The organism is Microbispora sp. H10830, assembly GCF_014161375.1.
Lineage (GTDB): Bacteria > Actinomycetota > Actinomycetes > Streptosporangiales > Streptosporangiaceae > Microbispora > Microbispora catharanthi.
Genome location: NZ_JABBWX010000003.1, coordinates 1 through 24,632, shown reverse-complemented (window position 1 = coordinate 24,632; position 24,632 = coordinate 1). Strand labels below are relative to the sequence as shown.

The window sequence follows — 24,632 nt, the reverse complement described above, 5'->3', positions numbered from 1 at the left end:
CCCGCGTGGTACGGCTTTCGCCGCCTGCGCGGGTGTGTCACGCGATTTCGTTGTTCCGGGCCCTCACGCGGGTCGAGCCCGCCGCAGGGACGGACTCAGCAGGGGCCCGGTGGCGACGTACTGAGAGCTGGGCTCAGCCCTGGCGCTGCTTGTGGCGCAGGTTGTCGCAGATCACCATGACGCGACCGTGCCGGCGAATCACCTTGCACTTGTCGCAGATCTTCTTGACGCTCGGCTTGACCTTCATAGTCCTTATTCGTTCCGCATACGGCCCGTCCCGTTGACGGGGGGGCTACTTGTACCGGTAGACGATCCGCCCACGACTCAGGTCGTAGGGGCTCAACTCCACGACAACCCGGTCGTCGGGCAGGATCCTGATGTAGTGCATCCGCATCCGCCCGCTGATGTGGGCCAGGACCTTGTGGCCGTTGTCGAGTTGCACCCGGAACATGGCATTCGGGAGCGACTCAATAACAGTGCCCTCAATCTCGATGGCGCCGTCTTTCTTGGCCATGGCCCTCGCGTTTCACTGATCGGATCGTCTGAGGTTTCGGAACACTAAGCAGCCGCGACCTTCGGGGCGCTTCCAGAGAGCGGCGACCAGCGAGGCCGCCTAGGCGCAAAGGTCATAGTGAACCGACAAAGGAGTGTACGGCAACCCGGGCCGAATTGCGAAACGACGGCAGGGGTCCCGACACAACCAGATCACAGGGTACCCCCCACGGGGGCATCCGGCCAATTCGGCGCCGGCCGTTCCTCGGGCCGATTCCGGGGGAAGCCGCCGCACCCGCCCGCCCGGCACCGCCGAAATGCCGGGGCGGGTGGGTGCGGCCTGATCACCGCGGGGGCACGGCCCGAGCGGGGCCGTACGTCGCGACACCGGGCACCTACCCGCCCGCGGCTCCCACGACAGCGGCCCCCCGGTAAAGAACGCTCAGGTGTCGCGCCGGGACTGTCCACCCCTGCCGGAAATCGTGTTGATGAGGAGGATGACGCCCCAGGGGCCCATGACCCACATCGGCCAGGGAGGGATCATATGGCTCGAAGTGACCATGGTGAGGAGCCAGATCATCCAGCTCACGGCGCTGGCGGCCGCCCAGGCGGACCATGCGCCCTTCAGGCTGCCCCGCGGCTTCTCGTCACGCCGGGCGGGGTGCGGCCGTCGTACGGACTCGCTGGCGGCGGGCAGCCGGTGCAGATCGATCTCGGGCAGGTCGGAGGTGAGCCTGGCCAGTTCCCCGTACGTACGGCTCTGGTAGACCTGCTCAAGCCGCTCGTTGAACTCGTCGATGGTGAGCCTGCCCTCGGCCACGTGCTCGCGCAGGGCCGCGGCGACCCGGTCACGGTCGCCGTCGGAGGCCCGCATCTCCGGCGCTGCCGCCATCACCATCTCCCGGTCATTCGAGCGATACGACCATTATTGTTCACGCGCCGCCGGAACGGGCGCGCCGGCTCAGGAGGCGCTCTCCCCCGCCTCCGCACCGACGCCGGGGAAACGGGAGGCTCCGCCGTCGAGCGCCGTGAGAACCAGGGGGCCGTTCTCCGTCACCGCGACGCTGTGCTCGAAATGCGCGGAGGCGCGGCCGTCGAGCGTCACGACCGTCCAGTCGTCGGCCAGCACCTTGGTGCGGTCGGTGCCGAGGTTCACCATCGGCTCGATCGCGAAGCACATGCCGACCTCGAACCGGGGGCCGCGCCCCGGCCGGCCGTGGTTGGCCACCCAGGGGTCCATGTGCATCTCGGTGCCGATGCCGTGCCCCCCGTACTCCTGGGGGATGCCGTAGCGGCCCTGAGAGCGCACGTACTGCTCGACCTGGTGGCCGATGTCGGACAGGTGCCCGCCGACCCGCAGGGCGGCGATGCCGCGCCACATGGCCTCCTCGGTCACCCGCATGAGCTCGGTCAGCGCGGGGTCGACCTCGCCGATTCCGACGGTGATCGCCGAGTCGCCGTGCCACCCGTCGAGGATCGCGCCGCAGTCGATCGAGATGATGTCGCCCTCGCGGAGCGGGCGGCGGTCGGTGGGGATGCCGTGGACGACCTCGTCGTTCACGGAAGCGCAGATCGTGGCGGGGAAGCCCTGGTAGCCCTTGAACGACGGGATCGCGCCCTCGCCCCGGATCGCCTCTTCGGCGATGGCGTCGAGGTCGAGCGGCGTCATCCCTGGCCTGACCGACGTCCGGAGCAGTTCCAGCGTCCGGCCGACGACCAGGCCGGCCGCACGCATCTTCTCCAGCTGCTCGGCGCTCTTGATCTGAATTCCGTGCCGATTCTTTTTGAACACGTAACGCACCCCCTCCCGAAATTGTCCCATATAAGCCTGAACGCCACCCCATGGAGTGGAGTGGCGTTCCCGGCTGCGGTAACGAATCAGTCGGCGAACCGCCGCAGCGCCGACATCGCCCGCTGGGTGATCTCCTCGACCGGCCCGGTCGCGTCGACCCCCTGCAGGATTCCCTCGTCGGCGTAGAACGAGATCAGCGGCGCCGTCTGCTCCTGATAGACCTCCAGGCGCCGCCTGATGGTCTCCTCGCGGTCGTCGTCCCGCTGGAAGAGCTCCCCGCCGCAGGCGTCGCAGACGCCCTCCACGGCGGGCGGGTCGAACACGACATGCCACACCTTGCCGCAGGAACGGCACGTACGGCGACCCGCCAGGCGGCGCACGACCTCGTCGTCCTCGACGACCAGGTTGAGGACCACGTCGAGCCCCGTGCCGAACTCGGCCAGCATCTTCTTGAGGACCTCGGCCTGGGGCACGTTGCGGGGGAAGCCGTCCAGGAGGAAGCCCTCCTGCGCGTCGTCCTCCGACAGCCGGTCACGGACCATGGCCACGGTCACCTCGTCGGGGACGAGGTCGCCGCGGTCCATGTACTCCTTGGCGAGCTTGCCGAGCTCCGTGCCGCCCGAGACGTTGGCACGGAAGATGTCGCCTGTCGAGATTTTCGGGATCGACAGGTGCGAAGCGATGAACTGGGCCTGCGTCCCCTTACCCGCTCCGGGGGGCCCTACCAGGACGACGCGCACTATCTCAGGAAGCCCTCGTAGTTGCGCTGCTGAAGCTGGCTCTCGATCTGCTTGACCGTGTCCAGACCAACACCAACCATGATCAGAATGCTGGTCCCTCCGAACGGGAAGTTCTGGCTCGCTCCGGCCACCGCCAGCGCGATGATCGGGATGAGCGAGATCACACCCAGATACGGAGCGCCCGCGGCCGTGAGCCTGTTGAGCACGTAGCTCAGATACTCAGCGGTCGGCCGGCCCGGGCGGATGCCCGGGATGAACCCACCGTACTTCTTCATGTTGTCAGCCACTTCAGGGGGGTTGAAAGTGATGGACACGTAGAAGTACGTGAAGAAGACGATCAGCAGGAAGAACGTGGCCATGTAGACCGGGTGGTCGCCCCTGATCATGTTCTGCGCCAGCCACTCGACGATCATGTTGGGCTTCTGGCTGTTGCCGAACAGCGTGACCAGAAGCTGCGGCAGGTACAGCAGCGACGAGGCGAAGATGACCGGGATGATGCCGGCCTGGTTCACCTTGAGCGGGATGTAGGTCGAGGTGCCGCCGTACATACGGCGACCGACCATCCGCTTGGCGTACTGCACCGGGATGCGGCGCTGCGCCTGCTCGATGAACACGACGACGCCGATCATCACGACGCCGACGACCATCACGACGACGAACTTGAACGGGCTCTGCCGGAAGATGTTCACGAGCTCCGACGGGAACACCGCGATGACCTGAGTGAAGATCAGGATCGACATGCCGTTGCCGACGCCGCGGTCGGTCACCAGCTCGCCCAGCCACATGATCACGGCGGTGCCGGCGGTCATCGTGATGACCATGGTGACCAGCGGGAAGACGTCCTGGCTGAGCAGGATCTCCTGGTTACAGTTCTGGAAGAGCTGCCCGCTGCGGGCCAGCGCGACGAACGCGGTCGACTGCAGCACCGCCAGCCCGATGGTCAGGTAACGGGTGTACTGCGTAATCTTCGCCGTCCCCGCCTGGCCCTCCTTCTTCAGGGCCTCGAGCCGGGGAATCACCACCGTCAGCAGCTGCAGGATGATGCTCGCGGTGATGTACGGCATGATGCCGAGCGCGAACACTGAAAGTTTCAACAGGGCGCCGCCGCTGAAGAGCTGCACCATCCCGTAGATGTTGGCAGCGTCTCCCGCCTGGGCCTGCTCCAGACACAGGGCCACGTTCTTGGCGTTGACCCCCGGAGTGGGAAGCACCGAGCCAAGCCGGAACAGCACGATGATGCCCAGTGTGAAGAGCAGCTTCTTGCGCAGGTCAGGCGTCCGGAACGCCCGGGTAATCGCGGTCAGCACGGTCCCTCCTGCGCGCCAGTGACGCGGTAACGGTCGGCGATGGCCCGCAAGGCGTCCATCGACATGTCTTCCTGCCAGAGTGCTTGGTCGGACACGGGTTTAGCCCCGTGCCAGGCGAACTCTAACGCACTACGGGCGCGGAGGCTCATAACGAACCTCCGCGCCTCGTGCAGCGTCATGCCTACAGCTCGGAAACCGAGCCACCGGCCGCGGCGATCTTCTCCTTCGCGCTGGCGGAGAAGGCGTGCGCCTGCACGTTCAGCGCCACGGAGATCTCGCCGGTGCCCAGCACCTTCACGGGCTGGTTCTTACGGACCGCACCCTTGGCCACCAGGTCGTCGAGCGTGACGTCGCCGCCCTGGGGGAACAGCTCCCCGAGCCTGTCCAGGTTGACGACCTGGTAGGTCGTCTTGAACAGGGCGTTGGAGAAGCCCTTCAGCTTCGGCAGCCGCCGCTGGAGCGGGACCTGGCCACCCTCGAAGCCCGGCATCACTGCCGTACGGGCCCGGGTGCCCTTGGTGCCACGGCCGGCCGTCTTGCCCTTGGAGCCCTCGCCGCGGCCCTTGCGGGTCTTGGCCTTGTTGGCACCGGGAGCCGGACGGAGGTCGTGAATCTTGAGCGGAGCGTTCTCGGTCATGACTAGTCGACCTCCTCAACCTCGACGAGGTGCGACACCTTGGCGACCATGCCCCGGATCTCCGGGCGGTCCTCCTTGACGACGACGTCGCCGATTCGCTTCAGACCCAGCGAGCGCAGCGAGTCACGCTGGTTCTGCTGACCACCGATCTTGGAGCGGGTCTGGGTGATCTTCAGTCGAGCCACCGTCAGCTCACCGCCTTCGCGGCCGCCGCGGCCTCGGCCAGACCCTCGGCGCGAGCCTTCAGCATCGCCTTGGGCGCCACGTCCTCGATCGGCAGACCACGGCGGGCCGCGATCTCCTCGGGGCGGCTGAGGCCCTTCAGAGCGGCCACGGTGGCGTGCACGATGTTGATCGGGTTGTCCGAGCCGAGCGACTTGGACAGCACGTCGTGGATCCCGGCGCACTCCAGGACCGCGCGAACCGGGCCACCCGCGATGACGCCCGTACCGGGCGAGGCCGGACGCAGGAGGACGACGCCGGCGGCGTCCTCGCCCTGCACCGGGTGCGGGATGGTGCCCTGAATCCGCGGAACCTTGAAGAAGTGCTTCTTGGCCTCCTCGACGCCCTTGGCGATCGCCGCGGGCACCTCCTTGGCCTTGCCGTAGCCGACCCCGACGAGACCGTTGCCGTCGCCGACGATGACCAGCGCGGTGAAGCTGAAGCGCCGGCCGCCCTGGACGACCTTGGCCACTCGGTTGATCTTCACGACGCGCTCGATGTACGAGACGCCCTTGTCTGCGGCGCCGCCGCGGCGGTCATCACGACGGTCACGCCGCTCGCCACCGCCGCCGGCACCGCGACGCGGAGCTGCAGCCATCAGTGGTTCCTCTTCTCGTTGCTCTTGGGACGGGTCGCCGGTCGCGACCCATGGACCGGAGCCATCAGAACTCCAGCCCGCCTTCACGGGCGCTGTCCGCGAGAGCGGCAATGCGCCCCGCGTAGCGGTTGCCACCGCGGTCGAACACGACAGCGGTGATCCCGGCGGTCTTGGCCCGCTGAGCGAGAAGCTCGCCGACCTTCTTCGCCTTCTCGGTCTTGTCACCCTCGGCGCCGCGCAGCGAGACGTCCATCGTGGACGCGCTCACCAGCGTGTGGCCCTGAGTGTCGTCGACGATCTGCACGAACAGGTGACGCGTGGACCGGTTGACGACCAGGCGCGGACGCTCGGCCGTGCCGAAGACGTTCTTGCGGACACGGCGGTGCCGGCGGGCCCGGGAGACCGTGCGGGCGGCCGTGTGCTTGCCGAACGCAGTCTTTCCAGCCATGCCTACTTACCAGCCTTTCCGACCTTGCGGCGGACAACCTCGCCCTGGTAGCGCACGCCCTTGCCCTTGTACGGGTCCGGCTTGCGCAGCTTCCTGATGTTGGCGGCGACCTCGCCGACCCTCTGCTTGTCGATGCCGTCCACGTGGAACAGGGTCGGCCTCTCGACACGGAAGCTGACGCCCTCGGGAGCCTTGACGATCACCGGGTGGCTGAAGCCCAGCGAGAACTCCAGCTCCGTCGGACCCTTGGCCTGGACGCGGTAACCGACGCCGACGATCTCGAGCGTCTTCGTGTAGCCCTGCGTGACACCCGCCACCATGTTGGCGATGAGTGTGCGGGACAGGCCGTGCAGCGCACGGACCTTGTTCTCGTCGTTCGGGCGGGTGACGGCGATGGCGCCGTCCTCGCCGCGCGAGACCTCGATGGGCTCGGCGACCGTGTGAGTGAGCGTGCCCTTGGGCCCCTTGACCTGGACTTCCCGGCCGTCGATCGTGATGTCGACACCCGCCGGTACGGGGATGGGCAGCCGTCCGATTCGCGACATGCTGAGTGCCTCCCCTCGTTACCAGACGTAGGCGAGGACTTCCCCGCCCACTCCACGCTTGCTCGCCTGCCGGTCCGTCATAAGGCCGCCGGACGTCGAGATGATCGCGACGCCCAGACCGCCCAGAACGCGGGGCAGGTTGTCCTTCTTTGCATAGACCCGCAGACCGGGCTTCGACACCCGGCGCAGGCCTGCGATGGAGCGCTCGCGGCTGGGGCCGAACTTCAGCTCCATCACGAGGTTCTTGCCAACCTTCGCGTCCTCGACGCTCCAGCCCTGGATGTAGCCCTCCTGCTGGAGGATCTCCGCGATGTGTGCCTTGATCTTGGAGTAAGGCATGCTCACGGTGTCGTGATAGGCCGAGTTCGCGTTACGCAGACGCGTCAGCATGTCTGCGATCGGGTCGGTCATCGTCATGGCCGGTGGCCTTCCTCACCGCGGTTTCCCGATGGGACCTTCGGTGTGGTCGTGGGCGCTGCGGTCAGCGCCCGGTTGATATGACTTCTGTACGGCTGGCCCGCGGCGGGCTTACCAGCTCGACTTCGTGATGCCGGGCAGCTCGCCCCGGTGCGCCATCTCGCGGAAGCACACACGGCACAGCCCGAACTTGCGGTAGACAGCGCGGGGACGGCCGCAGCGGGAGCACCGAGTGTACGCCCGGACCTCGAACTTCTGCTTGCGCGCTGCCTTGACCTTCAGCGACGTCTTCGCCATGATCAGGCCTCCTTGAAGGGGAAACCGAGGAGCTTCAGCAGCGCCCGGCCCTGCTCGTCGTTCTTCGCGGTGGTCACGACCGTGATGTCCATGCCCCGCTGCCGGTCCACCTTGTCCTGGTCGACCTCGTGGAACATGACCTGCTCGGTGAGGCCGAAGGTGTAGTTGCCGTTGCCGTCGAACTGCTTCGGCGACAGGCCGCGGAAGTCCCGGATACGCGGCAGCGCCAGGGACAGCAGGCGGTCGAGGAACTCCCACATGCGGTCGCCGCGCAGCGTCACGTGCGCGCCGATCGGCATGCCCTCACGCAGCTTGAACTGCGCGATGGACTTGCGGGCGCGGGCGACGGCCGGCTTCTGGCCCGTGATGGCGGTCAGGTCGCGCACGGCGCCCTCGATGAGCTTCGAGTCGCGGGCGGCCTCGCCGACACCCATGTTCACCTTGATCTTGGTGATCGTGGGCACCTGCATGATGTTCTCGATGCCGAACTCCTCGCGCAGCTTCGCGATGATCTCCTCGCGGTAGCGCTGCTTGAGGCGCGGAACAACTCGCCCAGTCTCAGTAGACGCAGTAGTGGTGGTGGTCATCAGCTGTCCTCACCCTCACCCGTCGCCTCGGCGTCGCCCTTGTCGGCGGCCTTCTTCTCGGGCTTCTTCTCGTCATCCTTGAGCTTCTTGACGTTGCTCACGTGGATGGGAGCCTCCATGGTCTGCACGCCGCCTTCCTTGGCGCCGCGCGGGCCCTGGTTGGTGACCTTGGAGTGCTTCTTGATCATGTTGACGCCCTCGACCACCACGCGCTCGTCGCGCGGGTAGGCGGCGATGATCCGGCCCTTGGCGCCCTTGTCCTTGCCGGCGATGACCTGGACGAGGTCGCCCTTCTTCACGTGCAGCTTCGACATCACAGCACCTCCGGCGCGAGCGAGATGATGCGCATGAACTTCTTGTCGCGCAGTTCACGGCCCACCGGGCCGAAGATGCGGGTGCCCCGGGGGTCACCGCTGTCCTTGATGATGACCGCGGCGTTCTCGTCGAAGCGGATGTAGGAGCCGTCGGGGCGGCGGCGCTCCTTCACGGTGCGCACCACGACAGCCTTGACAACGTCGCCTTTCTTAACGCCCCCGCCGGGAATGGCGTCCTTCACCGTGCCCACGATGATGTCGCCGATTCCCGCGTAGCGCCGACCCGAGCCGCCGAGCACGCGGATGCAAAGAATCTCCTTGGCACCCGTGTTGTCGGCGACCTTGAGCCGCGACTCCTGCTGGATCACGTCTACTCCTGTGTGTCGTGCCGGTTCTCACCCTCGCGGTGAGCCTGGCCGAACCTGATGTGGTCTTGTTCCCTCGGCGACAGCCGTACGACCGCCGCCGCGGGCGGACGGGACCGATGGCCGGCCCCGCCCCTTGGACACCATCATGGGGGGCGGTCTCCCACCCCCCACGAGGCGCGTCTGTGGTGTTACTTGGCCTTCTCGAGGATCTCGACGACCCGCCACCGCTTGGTGGCCGACAGCGGCCGGGTCTCCATCAGGAGGACACGGTCGCCGACGCCGCAGGCGTTCTGCTCGTCGTGGGCCTTGTACTTGGTCGTACGGCGGATGACCTTGCCGTACAGCGGGTGCTTGACGCGGTCCTCGACGGCGACGACGACGGTCTTGTCCATCTTGTCGCTGACGACCAGGCCCTCACGGGTCTTGCGGTAGTTCCGCTGCGTCTCAGTGGTCGGGGTCTCGGTTGCTTCAGACATCGCTCGGCTCCTTCTCGACCGTGACGATTCCGAGCTCGCGCTCGCGCATCACGGTGTAGATGCGGGCGATCTCGCGGCGGACGGCGCGCAGCCGCCCGTGGCTCTCCAGCTGACCCGTCGCCGACTGGAAGCGGAGGTTGAACAGCTCCTCCTTGGCTTCCTTCAGCTTCTGGACCAGCACCTCCTGGTCCTCGACACGCAGCTCCGCGGCGGTCAGACCCTTAGCCATCACGCCTCACCCACTTCACGCTTGACGAAACGGCACTTCATGGGGAGCTTGTGCATCGCGCGCCGCATGGCCTCGCGGGCCACGGGCTCGGCGACACCGGACAGCTCGAACATGACACGGCCGGGCTTGACATTGGCGATCCACCACTCCGGAGAGCCCTTACCGGAACCCATGCGGGTCTCGGCCGGCTTCTTCGTCAGGGGGCGGTCCGGGAAGATGTTGATCCACACCTTGCCGCCACGGCGGATGTGCCGGGTCATGGCGATACGCGCGGCCTCGATCTGGCGGTTGGTCACGTAGGAGTGCTCAAGCGCCTGGATGCCGAACTCGCCGAAGACGACCCGGGTGCCGCCCTTGGCGGCGCCGCTGCGGTCGGGCCGGTGCTGCTTGCGGTGCTTGACCCTGCGCGGGATCAGCATGGTCAGCTCCCTTCAGCACCCGGCTGCTCCGCCGGGCCGGTCTCGGGGGCGGCCTGCGCGGCCGCCTCATTCCTGGGTGCACGGTCGCCGCGGCCCGCGCCGCCACGACGGGGACGGTCGCCGCCACGACGCGGACGCTCGCCCGCGCCACCACGACGGTCGTCGCGCTCACGACGCTGGCCCGCACGGGCGCCGGCCGCGGCCGCCTCCCGCTCGGAACGGCTGGTCGGGGCCTCGCCCTTGTAGATCCACACCTTCACGCCGATGCGGCCGAAGGTGGTGCGGGCCTCGTAGAAGCCGAAGTCCACGTCGGCACGGAGCGTGTGCAGGGGCACGCGGCCCTCGCGGTAGAACTCCGAACGCGACATCTCGGCGCCGCCCAGACGACCGGAGCACTGGACACGGATGCCCTTGGCCCCGCTCTTCATGGCGGACTGCATGGCCTTGCGCATGGCCCGGCGGAACGAGACGCGGCTGGACAGCTGCTCGGCCACGCCCTGCGCGACGAGCTGCGCGTCGATCTCGGGGTTCTTCACCTCGAGGATGTTCAGCTGGACCTGCTTCTTGGTCAGCTTCTCCAGGTCGCCGCGGATGCGGTCGGCCTCGGCGCCGCGGCGGCCGATGACGATGCCCGGCCGGGCGGTGTGGATGTCGACCTGGACGCGGTCGGTCGTGCGCTCGATCTCGACCTTGGAGATGCCGGCCCGCTCCATGCCCTTCTGCAGCATGCGACGGATCGCCACGTCCTCGGCGACGTACGACTTGTACAGCTTGTCGGCGTACCACCGGCTCTTGAAGTCGGTCGTGATGCCGAGGCGGAACCCGTGCGGGTTAACCTTCTGGCCCACTAGCGGGTCCTTCCCTTCGGCTCGCGGGACTCCACGATCACGGTGATGTGGCTGGTCCGCTTGTTGATCCGATAGGCACGACCCTGGGCGCGCGGGCGGAAACGCTTGAGGGTCGGCCCCTCGTCGACCCACGCGCGGCTCACGAAGAGCGTCTCCCGGTCGAGCTTGAAATTGTGCTCAGCGTTCGCGATCGCGCTCGAGAGCACCTTGTAGACGGTCTCGCTCGCCGACTGGGGAGCGAACTGCAGCACGGCCTGCGCCTCCGAAGCGGGCAGCCCGCGAATGAGGTCCACCACACGGCGGGCCTTCCGGGGCGTGTGGCGCGCGTACCGCGCCTGTGCCCTGGCTTCCATCGCTTTCTCCTCTAACTGCTGGCTTGAAGGCGCTTACCGCCGGCTGCGGCGGTCTTCCTTGACGTGGCTACGGAACGTCCGCGTGGGGGCGAACTCACCGAGCTTGTGACCGATCATCGAGTCGGTGATGAACACCGGAACGTGCTTGCGGCCGTCGTGCACGGCGATCGTGTGGCCGATCATGTCGGGCACGATCATGGAGCGCCGCGACCACGTCTTGATGACGTTCTTGGTGCCCTTCTCGTTCTGGGCGTCCACCTTCTTCTGCAGGTGGTCGTCCACGAAGGGACCCTTCTTAAGACTACGTGGCATATCGGCTGCTCCTACCGCTTCTTCCTCTTGCTCCGACGACGGATGATCAGCCGGTCGCTCGGCTTGTTCGGCTGCCGCGTGCGGCCCTCGGGCTTGCCCTTCGGGTTCACCGGGTGGCGACCACCGGAGGTCTTGCCCTCACCACCACCATGCGGGTGGTCGACCGGGTTCATGGCGACACCGCGGACCGTGGGGCGCTTGCCCTTCCAGCGGTTGCGGCCGGCCTTGCCGATGTTGATGTTGGACTGCTCGGCGTTGCCCACCTGGCCCACCGAGGCCCGGCACCGCACGTCGACCTGGCGCATTTCTCCGGACGGCATACGCAGCGTGGCGTACATGCCCTCCTTCGCGAGCAGCTGGATCTGCGCGCCGGCGCTGCGGCCGAGCTTGGCGCCACCACCCGGACGCAGCTCCACCGCGTGGATGAAGGTACCGGTCGGGATGTTGCGCAGCGGCAGGCAGTTGCCCGGCTTGATGTCGGCCGTGGGGCCGTTCTCGACCTGGTCCCCCTGCTTGAGGCCGGCGGGGGCGAGGATGTAGCGCTTCTCACCGTCGGCGTAGTGCAGCAGCGCGATGCGGGAGGTGCGGTTCGGGTCGTACTCGATGTGCGCGACCTTGGCCGGGATCCCGTCCTTGTCGTGGCGGCGGAAGTCGATGATCCGGTAGGCGCGCTTGTGCCCGCCTCCCTGGTGCCGGGCGGTCACCCGGCCGTGGACGTTGCGGCCGCCCTTGCTGTGCAGTGGGGCAAGCAGCGACTTCTCCGGCGTGCTGCGCGTGATCTCGGCGAAGTCCGAGACGCTCGCGCCGCGCCGACCCGGAGTCGTCGGCTTGTACTTACGGATGCCCATCTTTTTCGTTCATCCTTCGTCGGTTCGTACCGGTCGGGGTCCGCCTCACGGCGGTCCCCCCGGTGCTTTCTTCCTCGGGGCCGGTCCCTCGCACTGTGGCGAGGGGCCCCTCTCCCCGCTGCGGCAGGTGTGCTAGCCGATCTGACCGAAGATGTCGATCCGCTCGCCCTCGGCCAGGCTCACGATCGCACGCTTGGTGGTCGGGCGCTGGCCGTAGCCGTGCTTGGTCCGCTTGCGCTTGCCCTGGCGGTTGATCGTGTTCACGCCGGTCACCTTGACGCCGAAGATCTGCTCGACGGCGATCTTCACCTGCGTCTTGTTGGCACCCTTGCGCACCAGGAACGTGTACTTGTTGTGCTCATCGATCAGGCCGTAGCTCTTCTCAGAGACGATCGGCTTGAGGATGATGTCACGCGGGTCGGCGATCTTCTGCATCAGGCCTCTTCCTTCCCGCTGTTCGCCAGCCGGGCCACGACCTGGTCGTAGGCCTCACGGGTGAAGACCACGTCGTCGTGGCACAGCACGTCGTAGGTGTTCAGCTGTCCCGCGTCCAGCAGGTGGACCTCGGGCGCGTTGCGCAGGCTGAGCCAGGTGACCTCGTCGTTCTCGTCGACCACGACGAGCACGCTGCGGGCCTGCGTGATCTTCCGCAGCGCCTCCAGAGTGGCCTTGGTCTTGGGCGTGTCACCCGTGACCAGGCTGCTCACCACGTGGACGCGGCCGCCGCCGGCGCGGTCGGACAGCGCGCCCTTGAGGGCGGCCGCCTTCATCTTCTTGGGCGTCCGCTGCTCGTACGAGCGCGGCTGCGGGCCGTGGACGACGCCACCGCCGGCGAACTGCGGAGCGCGGGTCGAGCCCTGGCGGGCGCGGCCGGTGCCCTTCTGCCGGTACGGCTTCTTGCCGCCGCCGGAGACGTTGCCGCGGGTCTTGGTGGCGTGGGTGCCCTGCCGGCGCGCGGCGAGCTGGGCGACGACCACCTGGTGGATCAGCGGGACGTTGACCTTGGTCCCGAAGACCTCCTCGGGGAGGTCGACGGTCCCCGTCTTGGCGCCGCTGGCGTCGAGGACGTCAATGGTCGTGGTCACTTCGCAGCAACCCCCTTCTTGGCAGCGGTGCGGAGGAGGACCAGGCTGCCGTTGGCGCCGGGGATCGCACCCTTGATCAGGATGAGGCCCTTCTCGGCGTCCACGGCGTGCACCTTGAGGCTCTGGACCGTCGTGCGGACGTTGCCCATCCGGCCGGCCATGCGCAGGCCCTTGAAGACCCGGCCCGGGGTGGCGCAGCCACCGATGGAGCCCGGGGAGCGGTGCTTGCGCTGGGTACCGTGCGAAGCGCCCAGACCACGGAAGTTGTGGCGCTTCATGACACCGGCGAAGCCCTTGCCCTTGCTCTTGCCCGTGACGTCGACGTACTGCCCTGCCTCGAAGGTGTCGGCGAGGAGCTCCTGGCCGACCGTGTACTCGGAGGCGTCGTCGGTGCGAACCTCGGCGAAGTAGCGGCGCGGGGTGATGTCGTGCTTGCGCAGGTAGTCGCCCAGGGGCTTGTTCACCTTGCGCGGGTCGATCTGTCCGTAGCCGAGCTGGACGGCGGCGTAGCCGTCCTTCTCCGGAGTGCGGACCCGGGTCACCACGCACGGACCGGCCTCGACGACGGTGACCGGGATCACCCGGTTCGCCTCATCGAAGACCTGGGTCATGCCGAGCTTCTTGCCCAGGACGCCCTTGATCTGCTTAGCCATGTCAGTGCGTTCCTTAGAGCTTGATCGAGATGTCCACGCCGGCGGGAAGGTCGAGACGCATGAGCGAGTCGACCGTCTTCGGCGTCGGGTCGATGATGTCAATCAGCCGCTTGTGCGTACGCATCTCAAAGTGCTCGCGGCTGTCCTTGTACTTGTGCGGCGACCGGATGACGCAGTACACGTTCTTCTCGGTCGGCAGCGGCACCGGGCCAGCGACCTTGGCGCCGGTCCGCGTCACCGTCTCGACGATCTTCTTGGCCGAGCTGTCGATGACCTCGTGGTCATACGCCTTGAGCCGGATGCGGATCTTCTGTCCCGCCATAATGGCCTCGGTGTCCTTCGCTGTCGTCCTATAAAGCTTCACGCGGCCTGGTGCCGCAGGTCGTTTCCACGCGACCGACGTTCCGGATCCCGTCCGGTGTTCCGTGATCTGGCAGTGGCTTCGGTCGAGGTGCGGCCGAAAGCACTGCGAGATCACGGTCTCGTCGTCCGTGGGAGGCCGTTTCCGGCCCCTCCGTGGTGCGGCGGTCAGGCCCTCATGGGCCCGACCGCCGCCCAGCGGTGCTACTACTTGATGATCTTCGTCACACGGCCGGCGCCGACGGTGCGGCCGCCCTCGCGGATCGCGAACTTGAGGCCTTCCTCCATCGCGATCGGCTGGATGAGCTGGACGGTCATCTCGGTGTTGTCACCGGGCATGACCATCTCGGTGCCCTCCGGCAGGTTCACGACACCGGTCACGTCCGTGGTACGGAAGTAGAACTGCGGCCGGTAGTTGTTGAAGAACGGCGTGTGGCGGCCACCCTCGTCCTTGGACAGGATGTAGACCTGCGCCTCGAACTCGGTGTGCGGGGTGGTCGTGCCCGGCTTGATGACACACTGGCCGCGCTCGACGTCCTCGCGCTTGATGCCGCGCAGGAGCAGACCGACGTTGTCACCGGCCTGGCCCTCGTCGAGGAGCTTGCGGAACATCTCGACGCCGGTGACGGTCGTCGTGGTGCTCTTCTCCTTGATGCCGATGATGTCGACGGTCTCGTTGACCTTGACGACACCGCGCTCGATACGGCCGGTGACGACGGTGCCACGACCGGTGATCGAGAAAACGTCCTCGATCGGCATGAGGAACGGCTTGTCGGTGTCACGAACGGGCTCGGGGACGTTCTCGTCCACGGCGTTCATGAGCTCGATGATGGAGTCGCCCCACTTCTCGTCGCCCTCGAGCGCCTTGAGCGCCGATACGCGCACGACCGGCAGGTCGTCACCCGGGAACTCCTGGGCGGACAGCAGCTCGCGGACCTCGAGCTCGACGAGCTCCAGGATCTCCTCGTCGTCCACCATGTCGGCCTTGTTGAGGGCCACGACGATGTAGGGGACGCCGACCTGGCGGGCCAGGAGGACGTGCTCCTTCGTCTGCGGCATCGGGCCGTCGGTCGCCGCGACCACCAGGATCGCGCCGTCCATCTGGGCGGCACCGGTGATCATGTTCTTCACGTAGTCGGCGTGACCGGGGCAGTCCACGTGGGCGTAGTGGCGCTTCTCGGTCTGGTACTCGACGTGCGCGATGGAGATGGTGATTCCGCGAGCCTTCTCCTCGGGCGCCTTGTCGATCTTGTCGAACGGGGTCGCCTCGTTGAGCTGCGGGAAACGGTCGTGAAGCACCTTGGTGATCGCCGCGGTCAGAGTGGTCTTGCCGTGGTCGATGTGCCCAATGGTGCCGATGTTCACGTGCGGCTTGTTCCGCTCGAACTTGGCCTTGGCCACTGGTCTGTCTCCTTAGAGATTCTGACTTGACTTGCGTCTTTTACCTCAGGCTGTGCACGGCGGAGGCATTCCCCCGCCGTGCACCGAGCGGAACAATTCGTCCCGAGCCCCTCTGGCTACGGAGCGACGATCTCTACGGCGCCCCGCCACAGTGGTGCGGAACTATTCGCCCCGAGCCTTCGCGACGATCTCCTTGGCGATGCCCGGGGGCACCTCCGCGTAGGAGTCGAACTGCATGCTGTAGCTCGCCCGCCCCTGAGTGCGGCTGCGCAGGTCGCCCACGTAGCCGAACATCTCGGAGAGCGGAACGAGCGCCCTGATCACACGGGCGCCGGACCGTTCGTCCATTGCCTGGATCTGTCCGCGACGACCGTTCAGGTCGCCGATGACGTCTCCCATGTAGTCCTCGGGCGTGGTGACCTCGACGGCCATCATCGGCTCGAGGAGTACGGCGTCTGCCTTGCGCGCGGCCTCCTTGAAGGCCATCGAGCCGGCAATCTTGAAGGCCATTTCCGACGAGTCGACCTCGTGGAAGGCACCGTCCTGAAGCGTGACCTTGACGCCGACCATCGGGTAACCGGCGAGCACGCCGAACTCGGCCGCCTCCTGCGCGCCCGCGTCCACCGACGGGATGTACTCCCGCGGGATGCGGCCACCGGTGACCTTGTTCTCGAACTCGTAACCGTCGTTGCCCTCGCCCAGCGGCTCCAGGTCGATGATCACGCGCGCGAACTGGCCGGAACCACCGGTCTGCTTCTTGTGCGTGTACTCGACCTTCGCCACCTTGCGGCGGATGGTCTCCCGGTAGGCGACCTGCGGGCGGCCGACGTTCGCCTCGACCTTGAACTCGCGGCGCATCCGGTCGACGAGGATCTCCAGGTGGAGCTCGCCCATGCCCCAGATGACCGTCTGGCCGGTCTCCTCGTCACGGCGGACCTGGAAGGACGGGTCCTCCTCGGCCAGCCGCTGGATCGCGGTCGACAGCTTCTCCTGGTCGCCCTTGGTCTTGGGCTCGATCGCGACGTTGATGACCGGCGCGGGGAACGTCATCGACTCGAGGACGACCTGCTTGACCGGGTCCGACAGAGTGTCGCCGGTGGTGGTGTCCTTCAGGCCCATGACGGCCACGATCTGACCAGCGGTCGCGGACGGGCGCTCCTCGCGCTTGTTCGCGTGCATCTGGTAGATCTTGCCGATCCGCTCCTTCTTGCCCTTGACCGAGTTCACCACGGTGGTGCCGGTCTCGAGCGTTCCGGAGTAGACGCGGATGTAGGTGAGCTTGCCCAGGTGCGGGTCGCTCATGATCTTGAACGCCAGCGCCGCGAAGGGCTCGTTCGGGTCCGCGTGGCGCTCGACGATCTCCTCCTCCTTGCCCACCGCGTGGCCCTTGAAGGCCGGGATGTCGGTGGGGGCGGGGAGGTAGGCGACGATCGCGTCGAGCAGGGGCTGCACGCCCTTGTTCTTGAACGCGGTGCCACACAGGACCGGGTTGATCGCGCCGGCGACCGTCGCCCGGCGGATAGCCGCGACGAGCTGCTCCTCGGTGGGCTCGACGCCCTCCAGGAAGAGCTCCATGAGCTCGTCGTCGTTCTCGGCGACCGTCTCGACCAGCTTGTCGCGCCACTCGCGGGCCGCGTCGGCGTGGTCGGCCGGGATGTCGACGGTGTCGTACATCTCGCCCTTGGCCGCCTCGGCGCTCCAGAGCAGACCCTTCATCTTCACCAGGTCGATGACGCCCTTGAAGTCGGCCTCGACGCCCCAGGGAAGCTGGATGACCGCCGGGGAGGAGCCCAGCCGGCTGATCATCATGTCGACGCAGCGGTGGAACTCCGCGCCGACCCGGTCCATCTTGTTCACGAAGCAGATGCGGGGCACGCCGTACCGGTCGGCCTGACGCCAGACCGTCTCCGACTGCGGCTCCACGCCGGCGACGCCATCGAACACCGCGACCGCGCCGTCGAGAACACGCAGCGACCGCTCGACCTCGATGGTGAAGTCCACGTGTCCGGGCGTGTCGATGATGTTGATCGTGTGATCAAGCCAGCTGCAGGTGGTCGCGGCGGAGGTGATGGTGATGCCGCGCTCCTGCTCCTGCTCCATCCAGTCCATGGTGGCAGCGCCCTCATGGACTTCACCGATCTTGTAGTTGATGCCGGTGTAGAACAGGATGCGCTCAGTCGTCGTGGTCTTGCCCGCGTCGATATGGGCCATGATCCCGATGTTGCGGACCCTGGCCAGGTCAAGAGCGGTCGTGGTGGCCACTTCTTCGCGTCCTTAACTCGTCGTCGGTGCTCACTACCAGCGGTAGTGGGCGAAGGCCTTGTTGGACTCGGCCATCTTGTGCGTGTCCTCGCGCCGCTTGACGCTGGCGCCGAGGCCGTTGCTCGCGTCGAGCAGCTCGTTCATGAGCCGCTCGGTCATGGTCTTCTCGCGGCGCGCGCGGGAGTACTGGACGATCCACCGCAGCGCCAGCGTGGTGCTGCGCGAGGCCTTGACCTCGACCGGCACCTGGTAGGTGGCGCCACCGACGCGACGGCTCTTCACCTCGAGCGTCGGGCGGACGTTGTCGAGAGCGCGCTTGAGGGTGACGACCGGGTCGTTGCCGGTCTTGTCCTTGCAGCCCTCGAGGGCGCCGTAGACGATCGACTGCGCGAGGGAGCGCTTGCCGTCCAGGAGAACCTTGTTGATAAGCGCGGTGACCAGCGGCGAGTTGTGCACCGGGTCAGCGACCAGCTGGCGGCGGCCAGGGGAACCCTTGCGCGGCATGTCAGCTCTTCTCCTTCTTAGCGCCGTAACGGCTGCGGGCCTGCTTGCGGTTGCGGACGGCCTGGGTGTCCAGCGAACCACGGATGATCTTGTAGCGAACACCCGGCAGGTCCTTCACACGACCACCACGCACGAGCACCATCGAGTGCTCCTGGAGGTTGTGGCCCACCCCAGGGATGTAAGCCGTGACCTCGATGCCGTTGGTGAGCCGAACACGGGCCACCTTGCGCAGCGCCGAGTTGGGCTTCTTGGGGGTCGTCGTGTAAACGCGGGTGCAAACGCCGCGCCGCTGCGGGCTCCCCTTGAGGGCAGGAGTCTTGGTCTTGCTGACCTTGTCCTGCCGGCCCTTACGGACCAACTGCTGAATGGTGGGCACCGCGTCTCCGTTTCGTGCCTAGCCGGTGATACGTAGAACCCGATCGAGGTGGCGATGCCGCCTCTCACAGGCTTGCAGGTACTGCCGGTGTCATGACCTGCTGGTTTTCCATCCCCTTCGACCCCCGCGCTCGGGCGTGTCGCGCTCTAGTCGCATCACACCCGGGCGGACCCGGTCGATCTGGAGGAGTCACGCGGCGCCCCCGCACACCCCTCTCATCGAGAAGTGGCATTCAAGCGCACGCATGCGAGCCCACAGACGGGCACGAACGTAAAGCCTACCCGCCCCCGTACAACACGTCAAAACAGAGGAGGACGCCCCGGAGGGACGTGCCCCGCTGTCTCGACGTGTCGCTGCGCCGACGGCCCAAGCAGGACCGCCGAAGGACTCGGCCTCCCATCATACCGTCCGCACGAGCCGCTTCTCACGGTTTCCACGCCGTCCCCCCGCCCGGCACCGCGCGCGTACGCGGACGCGGACAACGGAAAGCGGCCCGGGGCGGGATGCCCCGGGCCGCTTCCGTACGTCCCCGCCGCGGCGATCGCTCACCGCGGCGACCTGTCAACGGCCGTACTGACCGAAGTCGTACTCCTCCAGCGGGACGGCCTCGCCGCTGCCGGAGCCGAAGGTGTAGTCCGCAGCCGAGCCGTCGTAGCCGCCGACCGTGTACATCGCGGCCTTGGCCTCCTCGGTCGGCTCCACCCGGATGTTGCGGTACTGGGGCATGCCCGTACCGGCCGGGATGAGCTTACCGATGATGACGTTCTCCTTGAGGCCGAGCAGCGAGTCCGACTTGGCGTGGATCGCCGCGTCGGTGAGGACTCGCGTCGTCTCCTGGAAGGACGCCGCCGACAGCCACGACTCGGTGGCCAGCGAGGCCTTGGTGATGCCCATCAGGACGGGACGGCCGGAGGCCGGCTGGCCGCCCTCCGCCACGGTCTGACGGTTGAGCGCCTCGAAGCGCGGCCGCTCGACCAGCTCACCGGGCAGCAGCTCGGTGTCACCGGACTCCAGCACGTTCACGCGCTTGAGCATCTGCCGGACGATGACCTCGATGTGCTTGTCGTGGATCGACACGCCCTGCGAGCGGTAGACCTGCTGCACCTCGTCCACCAGGTGGAGCTGGACGGCGCGCGGGCCGAGGATGCGCAGGACCTCGTTCGGGTTGCGCGCACCGGCGATCAGGAGCTGGCCGACGTCCACGTGCTGCCCCTCGGAGACCAGCAGCCGCGACCGCATCGACACCGGGTAGGCGACCTCGTCGGAGCCGTCGTCCGGGGTGACAACGATCTTGCGCGTCTTGTCGGTCTCGTCGATCCTGACCCGGCCGGCGACCTCGCTGATCGGGGCCACACCCTTGGGGATGCGGGCCTCGAACAGCTCCTGGACACGCGGCAGACCGTGGGTGATGTCCGCACCCGCCACACCACCGGTGTGGAAGGTACGCATGGTCAGCTGGGTGCCGGGCTCACCGATCGACTGGGCCGCGATGATGCCGACGGCCTCGCCGACGTCCACGAGCTTGCCGGTGGCCAGCGAACGGCCGTAGCAGGTCGCGCAGACACCGATCTTGGCCTCGCAGACGAGCGTGCTGCGGGTCCTGACCGTCTCGATGCCGACGTTCACCAGCGCCGTCACCACGTCGTCGTTGATGTCGACGCCCGCAGACGCGATGAGCTTGCCGTCCACCTCGACGTCCTCGGCCAGGATGCGGCCGTGCACGTTGCTCTCGGCGTTCTCGGCCTTGACCAGGTTGCCCTGGGAGTCGCGCTCGCCGACGTGCAGCGGGACGGCCCGGTCGGTGCCGCAGTCGATCTCGCGCACGATGACGTCCTGCGCGACGTCGACCAGACGACGGGTCAGGTAACCGGAGTCGGCGGTCCGCAGGGCGGTGTCCGCCAGACCCTTCCGCTGACCGTGGGTCGAGATGAAGTACTCCAGCACCGACAGGCCCTCACGGAAGGAGGACTTGATCGGCCGCGGGATCGTCTCACCCTTGGTGTTGGACACCAGGCCGCGGATGCCGGCGATCTGCCGGACCTGCATGCGGTTACCGCGGGCGCCGGAGTTGACCATCATCCAGACCGGGTTGGTCGCCGGGAACGCGTTGACCATGTCGGTCTCGACGTCCGCCGTCGCGTGGGTCCAGATCTCGATGAGCTCCTGACGGCGCTCCTCGTCGGTGATCAGACCGCGGTCGTACTCCCGCTGGACCTTGTCGGCCCGCCTCTCGTACGACTCCATGATCTCGGCCTTGTTCGGCGGCGCCACGACGTCCTCGATGGAGATCGTGACACCGGCGCGGGTCGCCCAGTAGAAGCCGGCGTCCTTCAGCGAGTCGAGCGCGTTGGCCACCTCCACCTTCGGGTACCGCTCGGCCAGCTCGTTGACGATCGCCGAGAGCTGCTTCTTGCCGACCTGGTAGTTCACGAAGGGGTAGTTGGCGGGCAGCGTCTGGTTGAACAGGCACCGGCCCAGCGTGGTCTCCAGCCGAATCGGGTCGCCGGACTCCCAGCCCTCGGGGGCCTCCCAGCCGCGCGGCGGCGGGACGTCCTTGAGCCGCACGTGGACCTTGGCCTGGATGTCCAGCTCGTGGCGGTCGAAGGCCATGAGAGCCTCCGACACCGTGGCGAACACCCGGCCCTCGCCGACGCCGCCCTCCTTCTGGGTGGTCAGCCAGTACAGACCGATGACCATGTCCTGGGTGGGCATCGTCACCGGCTTGCCGTCCGCCGGCTTGAGGATGTTGTTCGTGGACAGCATCAGGATCCGGGCCTCGGCCTGGGCCTCGGCCGACAGCGGCAGGTGCACCGCCATCTGGTCGCCGTCGAAGTCCGCGTTGAACGCGGTGCAGACGAGCGGGTGGATCTGGATGGCCTTGCCCTCGACGAGCTGCGGCTCGAAGGCCTGGATGCCCAGGCGGTGCAGGGTGGGCGCGCGGTTGAGCAGCACCGGGTGCTCGGTGATGACCTCTTCGAGCACGTCCCACACGACCGGCTTGGACCGCTCGACCATCCGCTTGGCGGACTTGATGTTCTGCGCGTGGTTGAGATCGACCAGGCGCTTCATCACGAACGGCTTGAACAGCTCCAGCGCCATCTGCTTGGGCAGGCCGCACTGGTGGAGCTTGAGCTGCGGGCCGACGACGATGACCGAACGGCCGGAGTAGTCGACGCGCTTGCCGAGCAGGTTCTGCCGGAAACGACCCTGCTTACCCTTCAGCATGTCGCTGAGGGACTTCAGCGGACGGTTGCCGGGGCCCGTGACCGGGCGGCCGCGGCGGCCGTTGTCGAACAGGGCGTCGACGGCCTCCTGAAGCATCCGCTTCTCGTTGTTCACGATGATCTCGGGCGCGCCGAGGTCGAGCAGACGCTTGAGGCGGTTGTTCCGGTTGATGACCCGGCGGTACAGGTCGTTCAGGTCCGAGGTGGCGAAGCGGCCACCGTCGAGCTGGACCATCGGCCGCAGGTCCGGCGGGATCACCGGGATGCAGTCGAGGACCATGCCGCTCGGCGAGTTGCGGGTGTTGAGGAACGCCGCGACGACCTTGAGCCGCTTGAGGGCGCGGGCCTTCTTCTGGCCCTTGCCGCTGCGGATGGTCTCCCGCAGGTTCTCCGCCTCGGCCTCCAGGTCGAAGCCGGTCAGCCGCTCCTGGATGGCCTGGGCGCCCATGCCGCCGCGGAAGTAGCGGCCGAACCGGTCGCGCATCTCGCGGTAGAGCAGCTCGTCGCCCTCCAGGTCCTGGACCTTGAGGTTCTTGAAGCGGCTCCAGACCTCCTCGAGCCGGTCCAGCTCGCGCTGGGCCCGGTCGCGGAGCTGGCGCATCTCACGGTCGGCGCCCTCACGCACCTTGCGGCGGGCGTCGCCCTTGGCGCCGGCGGCCTCCAGCTCGGCCAGGTCGGCCTCGAGCTTCTTCTGGCGGGCCTCGATGTCGGCGTCGCGGCGCTGCTCGATGTGCTGCCGCTCGACGGAGATCTTCGCCTCCAGCGACGGCAGGTCGCGGTCACGCATCTCGGTGTCGACATGCGTGATCATGTACGCCGCGAAGTAGATGACCTTCTCCAGGTCCTTCGGGGCCAGGTCGAGCAGGTAACCGAGGCGCGACGGGACGCCCTTGAAGTACCAGATGTGGGTGACCGGAGCGGCAAGCTCGATGTGGCCCATCCGCTCGCGGCGCACCTTGGCGCGCGTGACCTCGACGCCACAGCGCTCACAGATGATGCCCTTGAAGCGGACGCGCTTGTACTTGCCGCAGTAGCACTCCCAGTCCCGGGTCGGACCGAAGATCTTCTCGCAGAAGAGCCCGTCCTTTTCCGGCTTGAGGGTCCGGTAGTTGATGGTCTCCGGCTTCTTCACCTCGCCGTGCGACCACTGCCTGATGTCGTCGGCGGTCGCGAGGCCGATGCGCAGCTCGTCGAAGAAGTTGACGTCGAGCACTAGATAATCCCCTTTTGAATCAGACCTCGTCGACGGTCATCGCGCCCTCGTGGGGACGCCGGGACAGGTCGATGCCGAGCTCCTCCGCCGCGCGGAAGACGTCCTCGTCGGTGTCCCTCATCTCGATCGACATGCCGTCGCTGGAGAGAACCTCGACGTTCAGACAGAGCGACTGCATCTCCTTGATGAGGACCTTGAAGGACTCGGGAATGCCCGCCTCGGGGATGTTCTCGCCCTTGACGATGGCCTCGTAGACCTTCACTCGGCCCAGCACGTCGTCGGACTTGATCGTCAGCAGCTCCTGCAGCGCGTACGCCGCGCCGTAGGCCTCCAGCGCCCACACCTCCATCTCGCCGAAGCGCTGGCCGCCGAACTGCGCCTTACCACCCAGCGGCTGCTGGGTGATCATCGAGTACGGACCGGTCGAGCGAGCGTGGATCTTGTCGTCGACCAGGTGCAGCAGCTTCAGGATGTAGATGTAGCCCACCGAGATCGGGTGCGGGAACGGCTCGCCGGAGCGGCCGTCGAACAGCCGCGCCTTGCCGTTCTCCCCCACCATGCGGGAGCCGTCCCTGTTGAGCAGGGTGTTGTCGAGCAGGCCGACGATCTCCTCCTCGTGGGCGCCGTCGAACACCGGCGTGGCGACCTTGGTCCAGGGCTCGACCCTGTCCATGCCCTTGTCGCGCAGGCGCTCGGCCCAGGCCTCCTCGAGGCCGCTGACGTCCCATCCGCGGGCGGCGATCCACCCGAGATGGGTCTCCAGCACCTGGCCGACGTTCATCCGGCCGGGCACACCCAGCGGGTTGAGGACGATGTCGACCGGCGTGCCGTCCTCAAGGAACGGCATGTCCTCCACCGGCAGGATCTTGGAGATGACGCCCTTGTTGCCGTGACGGCCGGCGAGCTTGTCACCATCGGTGATCTTGCGCTTCTGCGCCACATACACGCGCACCAGCTCGTTGACACCCGGAGGAAGCTCGTCGCCCTCCTCCCGGCTGAACACCCGCACCCCGATGACCTTGCCGGACTCACCGTGCGGCACCTTCAACGAGGTGTCACGGACCTCACGCGCCTTCTCACCGAAGATCGCACGCAGCAGCCGCTCCTCAGGAGTCAGCTCCGTCTCACCCTTGGGCGTGACCTTCCCCACCAGGATGTCACCGGTCACCACCTCGGCACCGATCCGGATGATGCCCCGCTCGTCCAGGTCGGCCAGGGCGTCCTCGGAGGCGTTCGGGATGTCCCGGGTGATCTCCTCGGGGCCCAGCTTGGTGTCGCGGGCGTCGACCTCGTGCTCCTCGATGT

The 24,632-nt window shown here is 67.2% G+C and carries 32 protein-coding genes and 1 pseudogene; all 33 read right to left on the bottom strand.

The annotated features are described in order from the left end of the window. Positions 1 to 133: 133 nt before the first annotated feature. Positions 134 to 247: a 50S ribosomal protein L36 gene (rpmJ, locus tag HHX35_RS09420; RefSeq protein WP_003956441.1), complete on the bottom strand. Its 114-nt coding sequence runs from the start codon at positions 245 to 247 to the stop codon at positions 134 to 136. A gap of 45 nt (positions 248 to 292) precedes the next feature. Then, positions 293 to 514, bottom strand: a complete 222-nt coding sequence (gene infA, locus HHX35_RS09415; RefSeq protein ID WP_030508344.1) for a translation initiation factor IF-1 — start codon at positions 512 to 514, stop codon at positions 293 to 295. 420 nt (positions 515 to 934) lie between these two features. Next, entirely contained in the window at positions 935 to 1,384 is a 450-nt protein-coding gene (locus HHX35_RS09410) for a DUF1707 domain-containing protein (protein ID WP_182898494.1), read from the bottom strand. Between the two features lie 69 nt (positions 1,385 to 1,453). Continuing rightward, a complete protein-coding gene (gene map, locus HHX35_RS09405; RefSeq protein WP_182898493.1) occupies positions 1,454 to 2,284 on the bottom strand; it encodes a type I methionyl aminopeptidase in 831 nt (276 codons plus the stop codon). A gap of 86 nt (positions 2,285 to 2,370) precedes the next feature. Beyond that, positions 2,371 to 3,024 carry an adenylate kinase gene (locus HHX35_RS09400; protein ID WP_139573654.1) on the bottom strand — a complete coding sequence of 218 codons (654 nt, stop codon included), beginning with the start codon at positions 3,022 to 3,024 and terminating at the stop codon, positions 2,371 to 2,373. Further along, entirely contained in the window at positions 3,024 to 4,331 is a 1,308-nt protein-coding gene (gene secY, locus HHX35_RS09395; RefSeq protein WP_182898492.1) for a preprotein translocase subunit SecY, read from the bottom strand. Before secY ends, HHX35_RS09400 begins: the two co-directional genes overlap by 1 nt. 181 nt (positions 4,332 to 4,512) lie before the next feature. Next, positions 4,513 to 4,968, bottom strand: a complete 456-nt coding sequence (rplO, locus tag HHX35_RS09390) for a 50S ribosomal protein L15 (protein WP_139573656.1) — start codon at positions 4,966 to 4,968, stop codon at positions 4,513 to 4,515. 2 nt (positions 4,969 to 4,970) lie between these two features. Further along, positions 4,971 to 5,153, bottom strand: coding sequence for a 50S ribosomal protein L30 (gene rpmD, locus HHX35_RS09385; RefSeq protein WP_079319858.1), 183 nt, complete (start codon positions 5,151 to 5,153; stop codon positions 4,971 to 4,973). A 2-nt stretch (positions 5,154 to 5,155) separates the two neighbouring features. Then, on the bottom strand, positions 5,156 to 5,788 hold the full coding sequence (gene rpsE / locus HHX35_RS09380; RefSeq protein ID WP_030508336.1) for a 30S ribosomal protein S5: 633 nt from the start codon (positions 5,786 to 5,788) through the stop codon (positions 5,156 to 5,158). A 64-nt stretch (positions 5,789 to 5,852) separates the two neighbouring features. Continuing rightward, the gene (gene rplR / locus HHX35_RS09375) at positions 5,853 to 6,236 is read right to left on the bottom strand and encodes a 50S ribosomal protein L18 (RefSeq protein ID WP_079319860.1); all 384 of its coding nucleotides are present in this window, start codon (positions 6,234 to 6,236) and stop codon (positions 5,853 to 5,855) included. A 2-nt stretch (positions 6,237 to 6,238) separates the two neighbouring features. Further along, positions 6,239 to 6,781 (bottom strand): 50S ribosomal protein L6, encoded by a 543-nt coding sequence (gene rplF / locus HHX35_RS09370; protein WP_142563124.1) that lies wholly within the window; start codon positions 6,779 to 6,781, stop codon positions 6,239 to 6,241. Between the two features lie 18 nt (positions 6,782 to 6,799). Further along, positions 6,800 to 7,198, bottom strand: coding sequence for a 30S ribosomal protein S8 (gene rpsH / locus HHX35_RS09365; RefSeq protein ID WP_139573658.1), 399 nt, complete (start codon positions 7,196 to 7,198; stop codon positions 6,800 to 6,802). 111 nt (positions 7,199 to 7,309) lie between these two features. After that, positions 7,310 to 7,495 carry a type Z 30S ribosomal protein S14 gene (locus HHX35_RS09360; RefSeq protein WP_030451489.1) on the bottom strand — a complete coding sequence of 62 codons (186 nt, stop codon included), beginning with the start codon at positions 7,493 to 7,495 and terminating at the stop codon, positions 7,310 to 7,312. A gap of 2 nt (positions 7,496 to 7,497) precedes the next feature. Beyond that, positions 7,498 to 8,082 carry a 50S ribosomal protein L5 gene (gene rplE, locus HHX35_RS09355; RefSeq protein WP_182898491.1) on the bottom strand — a complete coding sequence of 195 codons (585 nt, stop codon included), beginning with the start codon at positions 8,080 to 8,082 and terminating at the stop codon, positions 7,498 to 7,500. Then, entirely contained in the window at positions 8,082 to 8,387 is a 306-nt protein-coding gene (gene rplX / locus HHX35_RS09350) for a 50S ribosomal protein L24 (protein ID WP_220505276.1), read from the bottom strand. Before rplX ends, rplE begins: the two co-directional genes overlap by 1 nt. A gap of 8 nt (positions 8,388 to 8,395) precedes the next feature. After that, entirely contained in the window at positions 8,396 to 8,764 is a 369-nt protein-coding gene (gene rplN / locus HHX35_RS09345; protein WP_030508330.1) for a 50S ribosomal protein L14, read from the bottom strand. A gap of 188 nt (positions 8,765 to 8,952) precedes the next feature. Next, entirely contained in the window at positions 8,953 to 9,240 is a 288-nt protein-coding gene (gene rpsQ, locus HHX35_RS09340) for a 30S ribosomal protein S17 (protein WP_079319862.1), read from the bottom strand. Further along, positions 9,233 to 9,469 carry a 50S ribosomal protein L29 gene (gene rpmC, locus HHX35_RS09335; RefSeq protein WP_030508328.1) on the bottom strand — a complete coding sequence of 79 codons (237 nt, stop codon included), beginning with the start codon at positions 9,467 to 9,469 and terminating at the stop codon, positions 9,233 to 9,235. The genes rpsQ and rpmC overlap by 8 nt, the downstream gene beginning before the upstream one ends. After that, the gene (rplP, locus tag HHX35_RS09330; RefSeq protein ID WP_030508327.1) at positions 9,469 to 9,888 is read right to left on the bottom strand and encodes a 50S ribosomal protein L16; all 420 of its coding nucleotides are present in this window, start codon (positions 9,886 to 9,888) and stop codon (positions 9,469 to 9,471) included. Before rplP ends, rpmC begins: the two co-directional genes overlap by 1 nt. Positions 9,889 to 9,890: 2 nt before the next feature. After that, complete coding sequence (rpsC, locus tag HHX35_RS09325) at positions 9,891 to 10,736, bottom strand: 30S ribosomal protein S3 (RefSeq protein ID WP_182898489.1); 846 nt, start codon at positions 10,734 to 10,736, stop codon at positions 9,891 to 9,893. Then, the gene (gene rplV / locus HHX35_RS09320; protein ID WP_030508325.1) at positions 10,736 to 11,089 is read right to left on the bottom strand and encodes a 50S ribosomal protein L22; all 354 of its coding nucleotides are present in this window, start codon (positions 11,087 to 11,089) and stop codon (positions 10,736 to 10,738) included. The genes rpsC and rplV overlap by 1 nt, the downstream gene beginning before the upstream one ends. Positions 11,090 to 11,122: 33 nt before the next feature. Beyond that, the gene (rpsS, locus tag HHX35_RS09315; RefSeq protein ID WP_182898488.1) at positions 11,123 to 11,401 is read right to left on the bottom strand and encodes a 30S ribosomal protein S19; all 279 of its coding nucleotides are present in this window, start codon (positions 11,399 to 11,401) and stop codon (positions 11,123 to 11,125) included. Between the two features lie 11 nt (positions 11,402 to 11,412). Continuing rightward, a complete protein-coding gene (gene rplB, locus HHX35_RS09310; RefSeq protein WP_111699908.1) occupies positions 11,413 to 12,249 on the bottom strand; it encodes a 50S ribosomal protein L2 in 837 nt (278 codons plus the stop codon). Positions 12,250 to 12,381: 132 nt separating this feature from the next. After that, positions 12,382 to 12,684 carry a 50S ribosomal protein L23 gene (rplW, locus tag HHX35_RS09305; RefSeq protein WP_139573662.1) on the bottom strand — a complete coding sequence of 101 codons (303 nt, stop codon included), beginning with the start codon at positions 12,682 to 12,684 and terminating at the stop codon, positions 12,382 to 12,384. Beyond that, positions 12,684 to 13,334 carry a 50S ribosomal protein L4 gene (gene rplD, locus HHX35_RS09300; RefSeq protein ID WP_182898487.1) on the bottom strand — a complete coding sequence of 217 codons (651 nt, stop codon included), beginning with the start codon at positions 13,332 to 13,334 and terminating at the stop codon, positions 12,684 to 12,686. Before rplD ends, rplW begins: the two co-directional genes overlap by 1 nt. Next, entirely contained in the window at positions 13,331 to 13,987 is a 657-nt protein-coding gene (rplC, locus tag HHX35_RS09295; protein ID WP_182898486.1) for a 50S ribosomal protein L3, read from the bottom strand. Before rplC ends, rplD begins: the two co-directional genes overlap by 4 nt. A gap of 13 nt (positions 13,988 to 14,000) precedes the next feature. Next, positions 14,001 to 14,309, bottom strand: a complete 309-nt coding sequence (rpsJ, locus tag HHX35_RS09290; RefSeq protein ID WP_012887830.1) for a 30S ribosomal protein S10 — start codon at positions 14,307 to 14,309, stop codon at positions 14,001 to 14,003. Positions 14,310 to 14,554: 245 nt separating this feature from the next. Beyond that, entirely contained in the window at positions 14,555 to 15,748 is a 1,194-nt protein-coding gene (gene tuf, locus HHX35_RS09285; protein WP_036328531.1) for an elongation factor Tu, read from the bottom strand. A gap of 162 nt (positions 15,749 to 15,910) precedes the next feature. Further along, the gene (gene fusA / locus HHX35_RS09280) at positions 15,911 to 17,959 is read right to left on the bottom strand and encodes an elongation factor G (RefSeq protein WP_220505274.1); all 2,049 of its coding nucleotides are present in this window, start codon (positions 17,957 to 17,959) and stop codon (positions 15,911 to 15,913) included. An 84-nt stretch (positions 17,960 to 18,043) separates the two neighbouring features. Then, on the bottom strand, positions 18,044 to 18,514 hold the full coding sequence (gene rpsG, locus HHX35_RS09275; protein ID WP_079319871.1) for a 30S ribosomal protein S7: 471 nt from the start codon (positions 18,512 to 18,514) through the stop codon (positions 18,044 to 18,046). A 1-nt stretch (position 18,515) separates the two neighbouring features. Further along, complete coding sequence (gene rpsL, locus HHX35_RS09270; protein WP_030508316.1) at positions 18,516 to 18,890, bottom strand: 30S ribosomal protein S12; 375 nt, start codon at positions 18,888 to 18,890, stop codon at positions 18,516 to 18,518. Between the two features lie 561 nt (positions 18,891 to 19,451). Then, on the bottom strand, positions 19,452 to 23,327 hold the full coding sequence (locus tag HHX35_RS09265; protein ID WP_182898484.1) for a DNA-directed RNA polymerase subunit beta': 3,876 nt from the start codon (positions 23,325 to 23,327) through the stop codon (positions 19,452 to 19,454). A 19-nt stretch (positions 23,328 to 23,346) separates the two neighbouring features. Further along, positions 23,347 to 24,632, bottom strand: a pseudogene (locus HHX35_RS09260) (DNA-directed RNA polymerase subunit beta); the annotation flags it as partial.

Excerpts from the sequence above, each read along its gene's own strand:
- rpsE (WP_030508336.1), bottom strand. The coding sequence starts at position 5,788 with ATGGCTGCAGCTCCGCGTCGCGGTGCCGGCGGCGGTGGCGAGCGGCGT.
- rplV (WP_030508325.1), bottom strand. The coding sequence starts at position 11,089 with ATGGAAGCCAGGGCACAGGCGCGGTACGCGCGCCACACGCCCCGGAAG.
- rplB (WP_111699908.1), bottom strand. The coding sequence starts at position 12,249 with ATGGGCATCCGTAAGTACAAGCCGACGACTCCGGGTCGGCGCGGCGCG.
- infA (WP_030508344.1), bottom strand. The coding sequence starts at position 514 with ATGGCCAAGAAAGACGGCGCCATCGAGATTGAGGGCACTGTTATTGAG.
- rpsG (WP_079319871.1), bottom strand. The coding sequence starts at position 18,514 with ATGCCGCGCAAGGGTTCCCCTGGCCGCCGCCAGCTGGTCGCTGACCCG.
- rpsQ (WP_079319862.1), bottom strand. The coding sequence starts at position 9,240 with ATGTCTGAAGCAACCGAGACCCCGACCACTGAGACGCAGCGGAACTAC.
- rplW (WP_139573662.1), bottom strand. The coding sequence starts at position 12,684 with ATGCAGAAGATCGCCGACCCGCGTGACATCATCCTCAAGCCGATCGTC.
- HHX35_RS09360 (WP_030451489.1), bottom strand. The coding sequence starts at position 7,495 with ATGGCGAAGACGTCGCTGAAGGTCAAGGCAGCGCGCAAGCAGAAGTTC.
- rplR (WP_079319860.1), bottom strand. The coding sequence starts at position 6,236 with ATGGCTGGAAAGACTGCGTTCGGCAAGCACACGGCCGCCCGCACGGTC.
- rpmC (WP_030508328.1), bottom strand. The coding sequence starts at position 9,469 with ATGGCTAAGGGTCTGACCGCCGCGGAGCTGCGTGTCGAGGACCAGGAG.
- rpsJ (WP_012887830.1), bottom strand. The coding sequence starts at position 14,309 with ATGGCGGGACAGAAGATCCGCATCCGGCTCAAGGCGTATGACCACGAG.
- rplP (WP_030508327.1), bottom strand. The coding sequence starts at position 9,888 with ATGCTGATCCCGCGCAGGGTCAAGCACCGCAAGCAGCACCGGCCCGAC.
- rpsH (WP_139573658.1), bottom strand. The coding sequence starts at position 7,198 with ATGACGATGACCGACCCGATCGCAGACATGCTGACGCGTCTGCGTAAC.
- rpsS (WP_182898488.1), bottom strand. The coding sequence starts at position 11,401 with ATGCCACGTAGTCTTAAGAAGGGTCCCTTCGTGGACGACCACCTGCAG.
- rplF (WP_142563124.1), bottom strand. The coding sequence starts at position 6,781 with ATGTCGCGAATCGGACGGCTGCCCATCCCCGTACCGGCGGGTGTCGAC.
- rpmJ (WP_003956441.1), bottom strand. The coding sequence starts at position 247 with ATGAAGGTCAAGCCGAGCGTCAAGAAGATCTGCGACAAGTGCAAGGTG.
- fusA (WP_220505274.1), bottom strand. The coding sequence starts at position 17,959 with ATGGCCCATATCGACGCGGGCAAGACCACGACGACTGAGCGCATCCTG.
- rplO (WP_139573656.1), bottom strand. The coding sequence starts at position 4,968 with ATGACCGAGAACGCTCCGCTCAAGATTCACGACCTCCGTCCGGCTCCC.
- HHX35_RS09410 (WP_182898494.1), bottom strand. The coding sequence starts at position 1,384 with ATGGCGGCAGCGCCGGAGATGCGGGCCTCCGACGGCGACCGTGACCGG.
- rplC (WP_182898486.1), bottom strand. The coding sequence starts at position 13,987 with ATGGCTAAGCAGATCAAGGGCGTCCTGGGCAAGAAGCTCGGCATGACC.
- rplE (WP_182898491.1), bottom strand. The coding sequence starts at position 8,082 with ATGACCACCACCACTACTGCGTCTACTGAGACTGGGCGAGTTGTTCCG.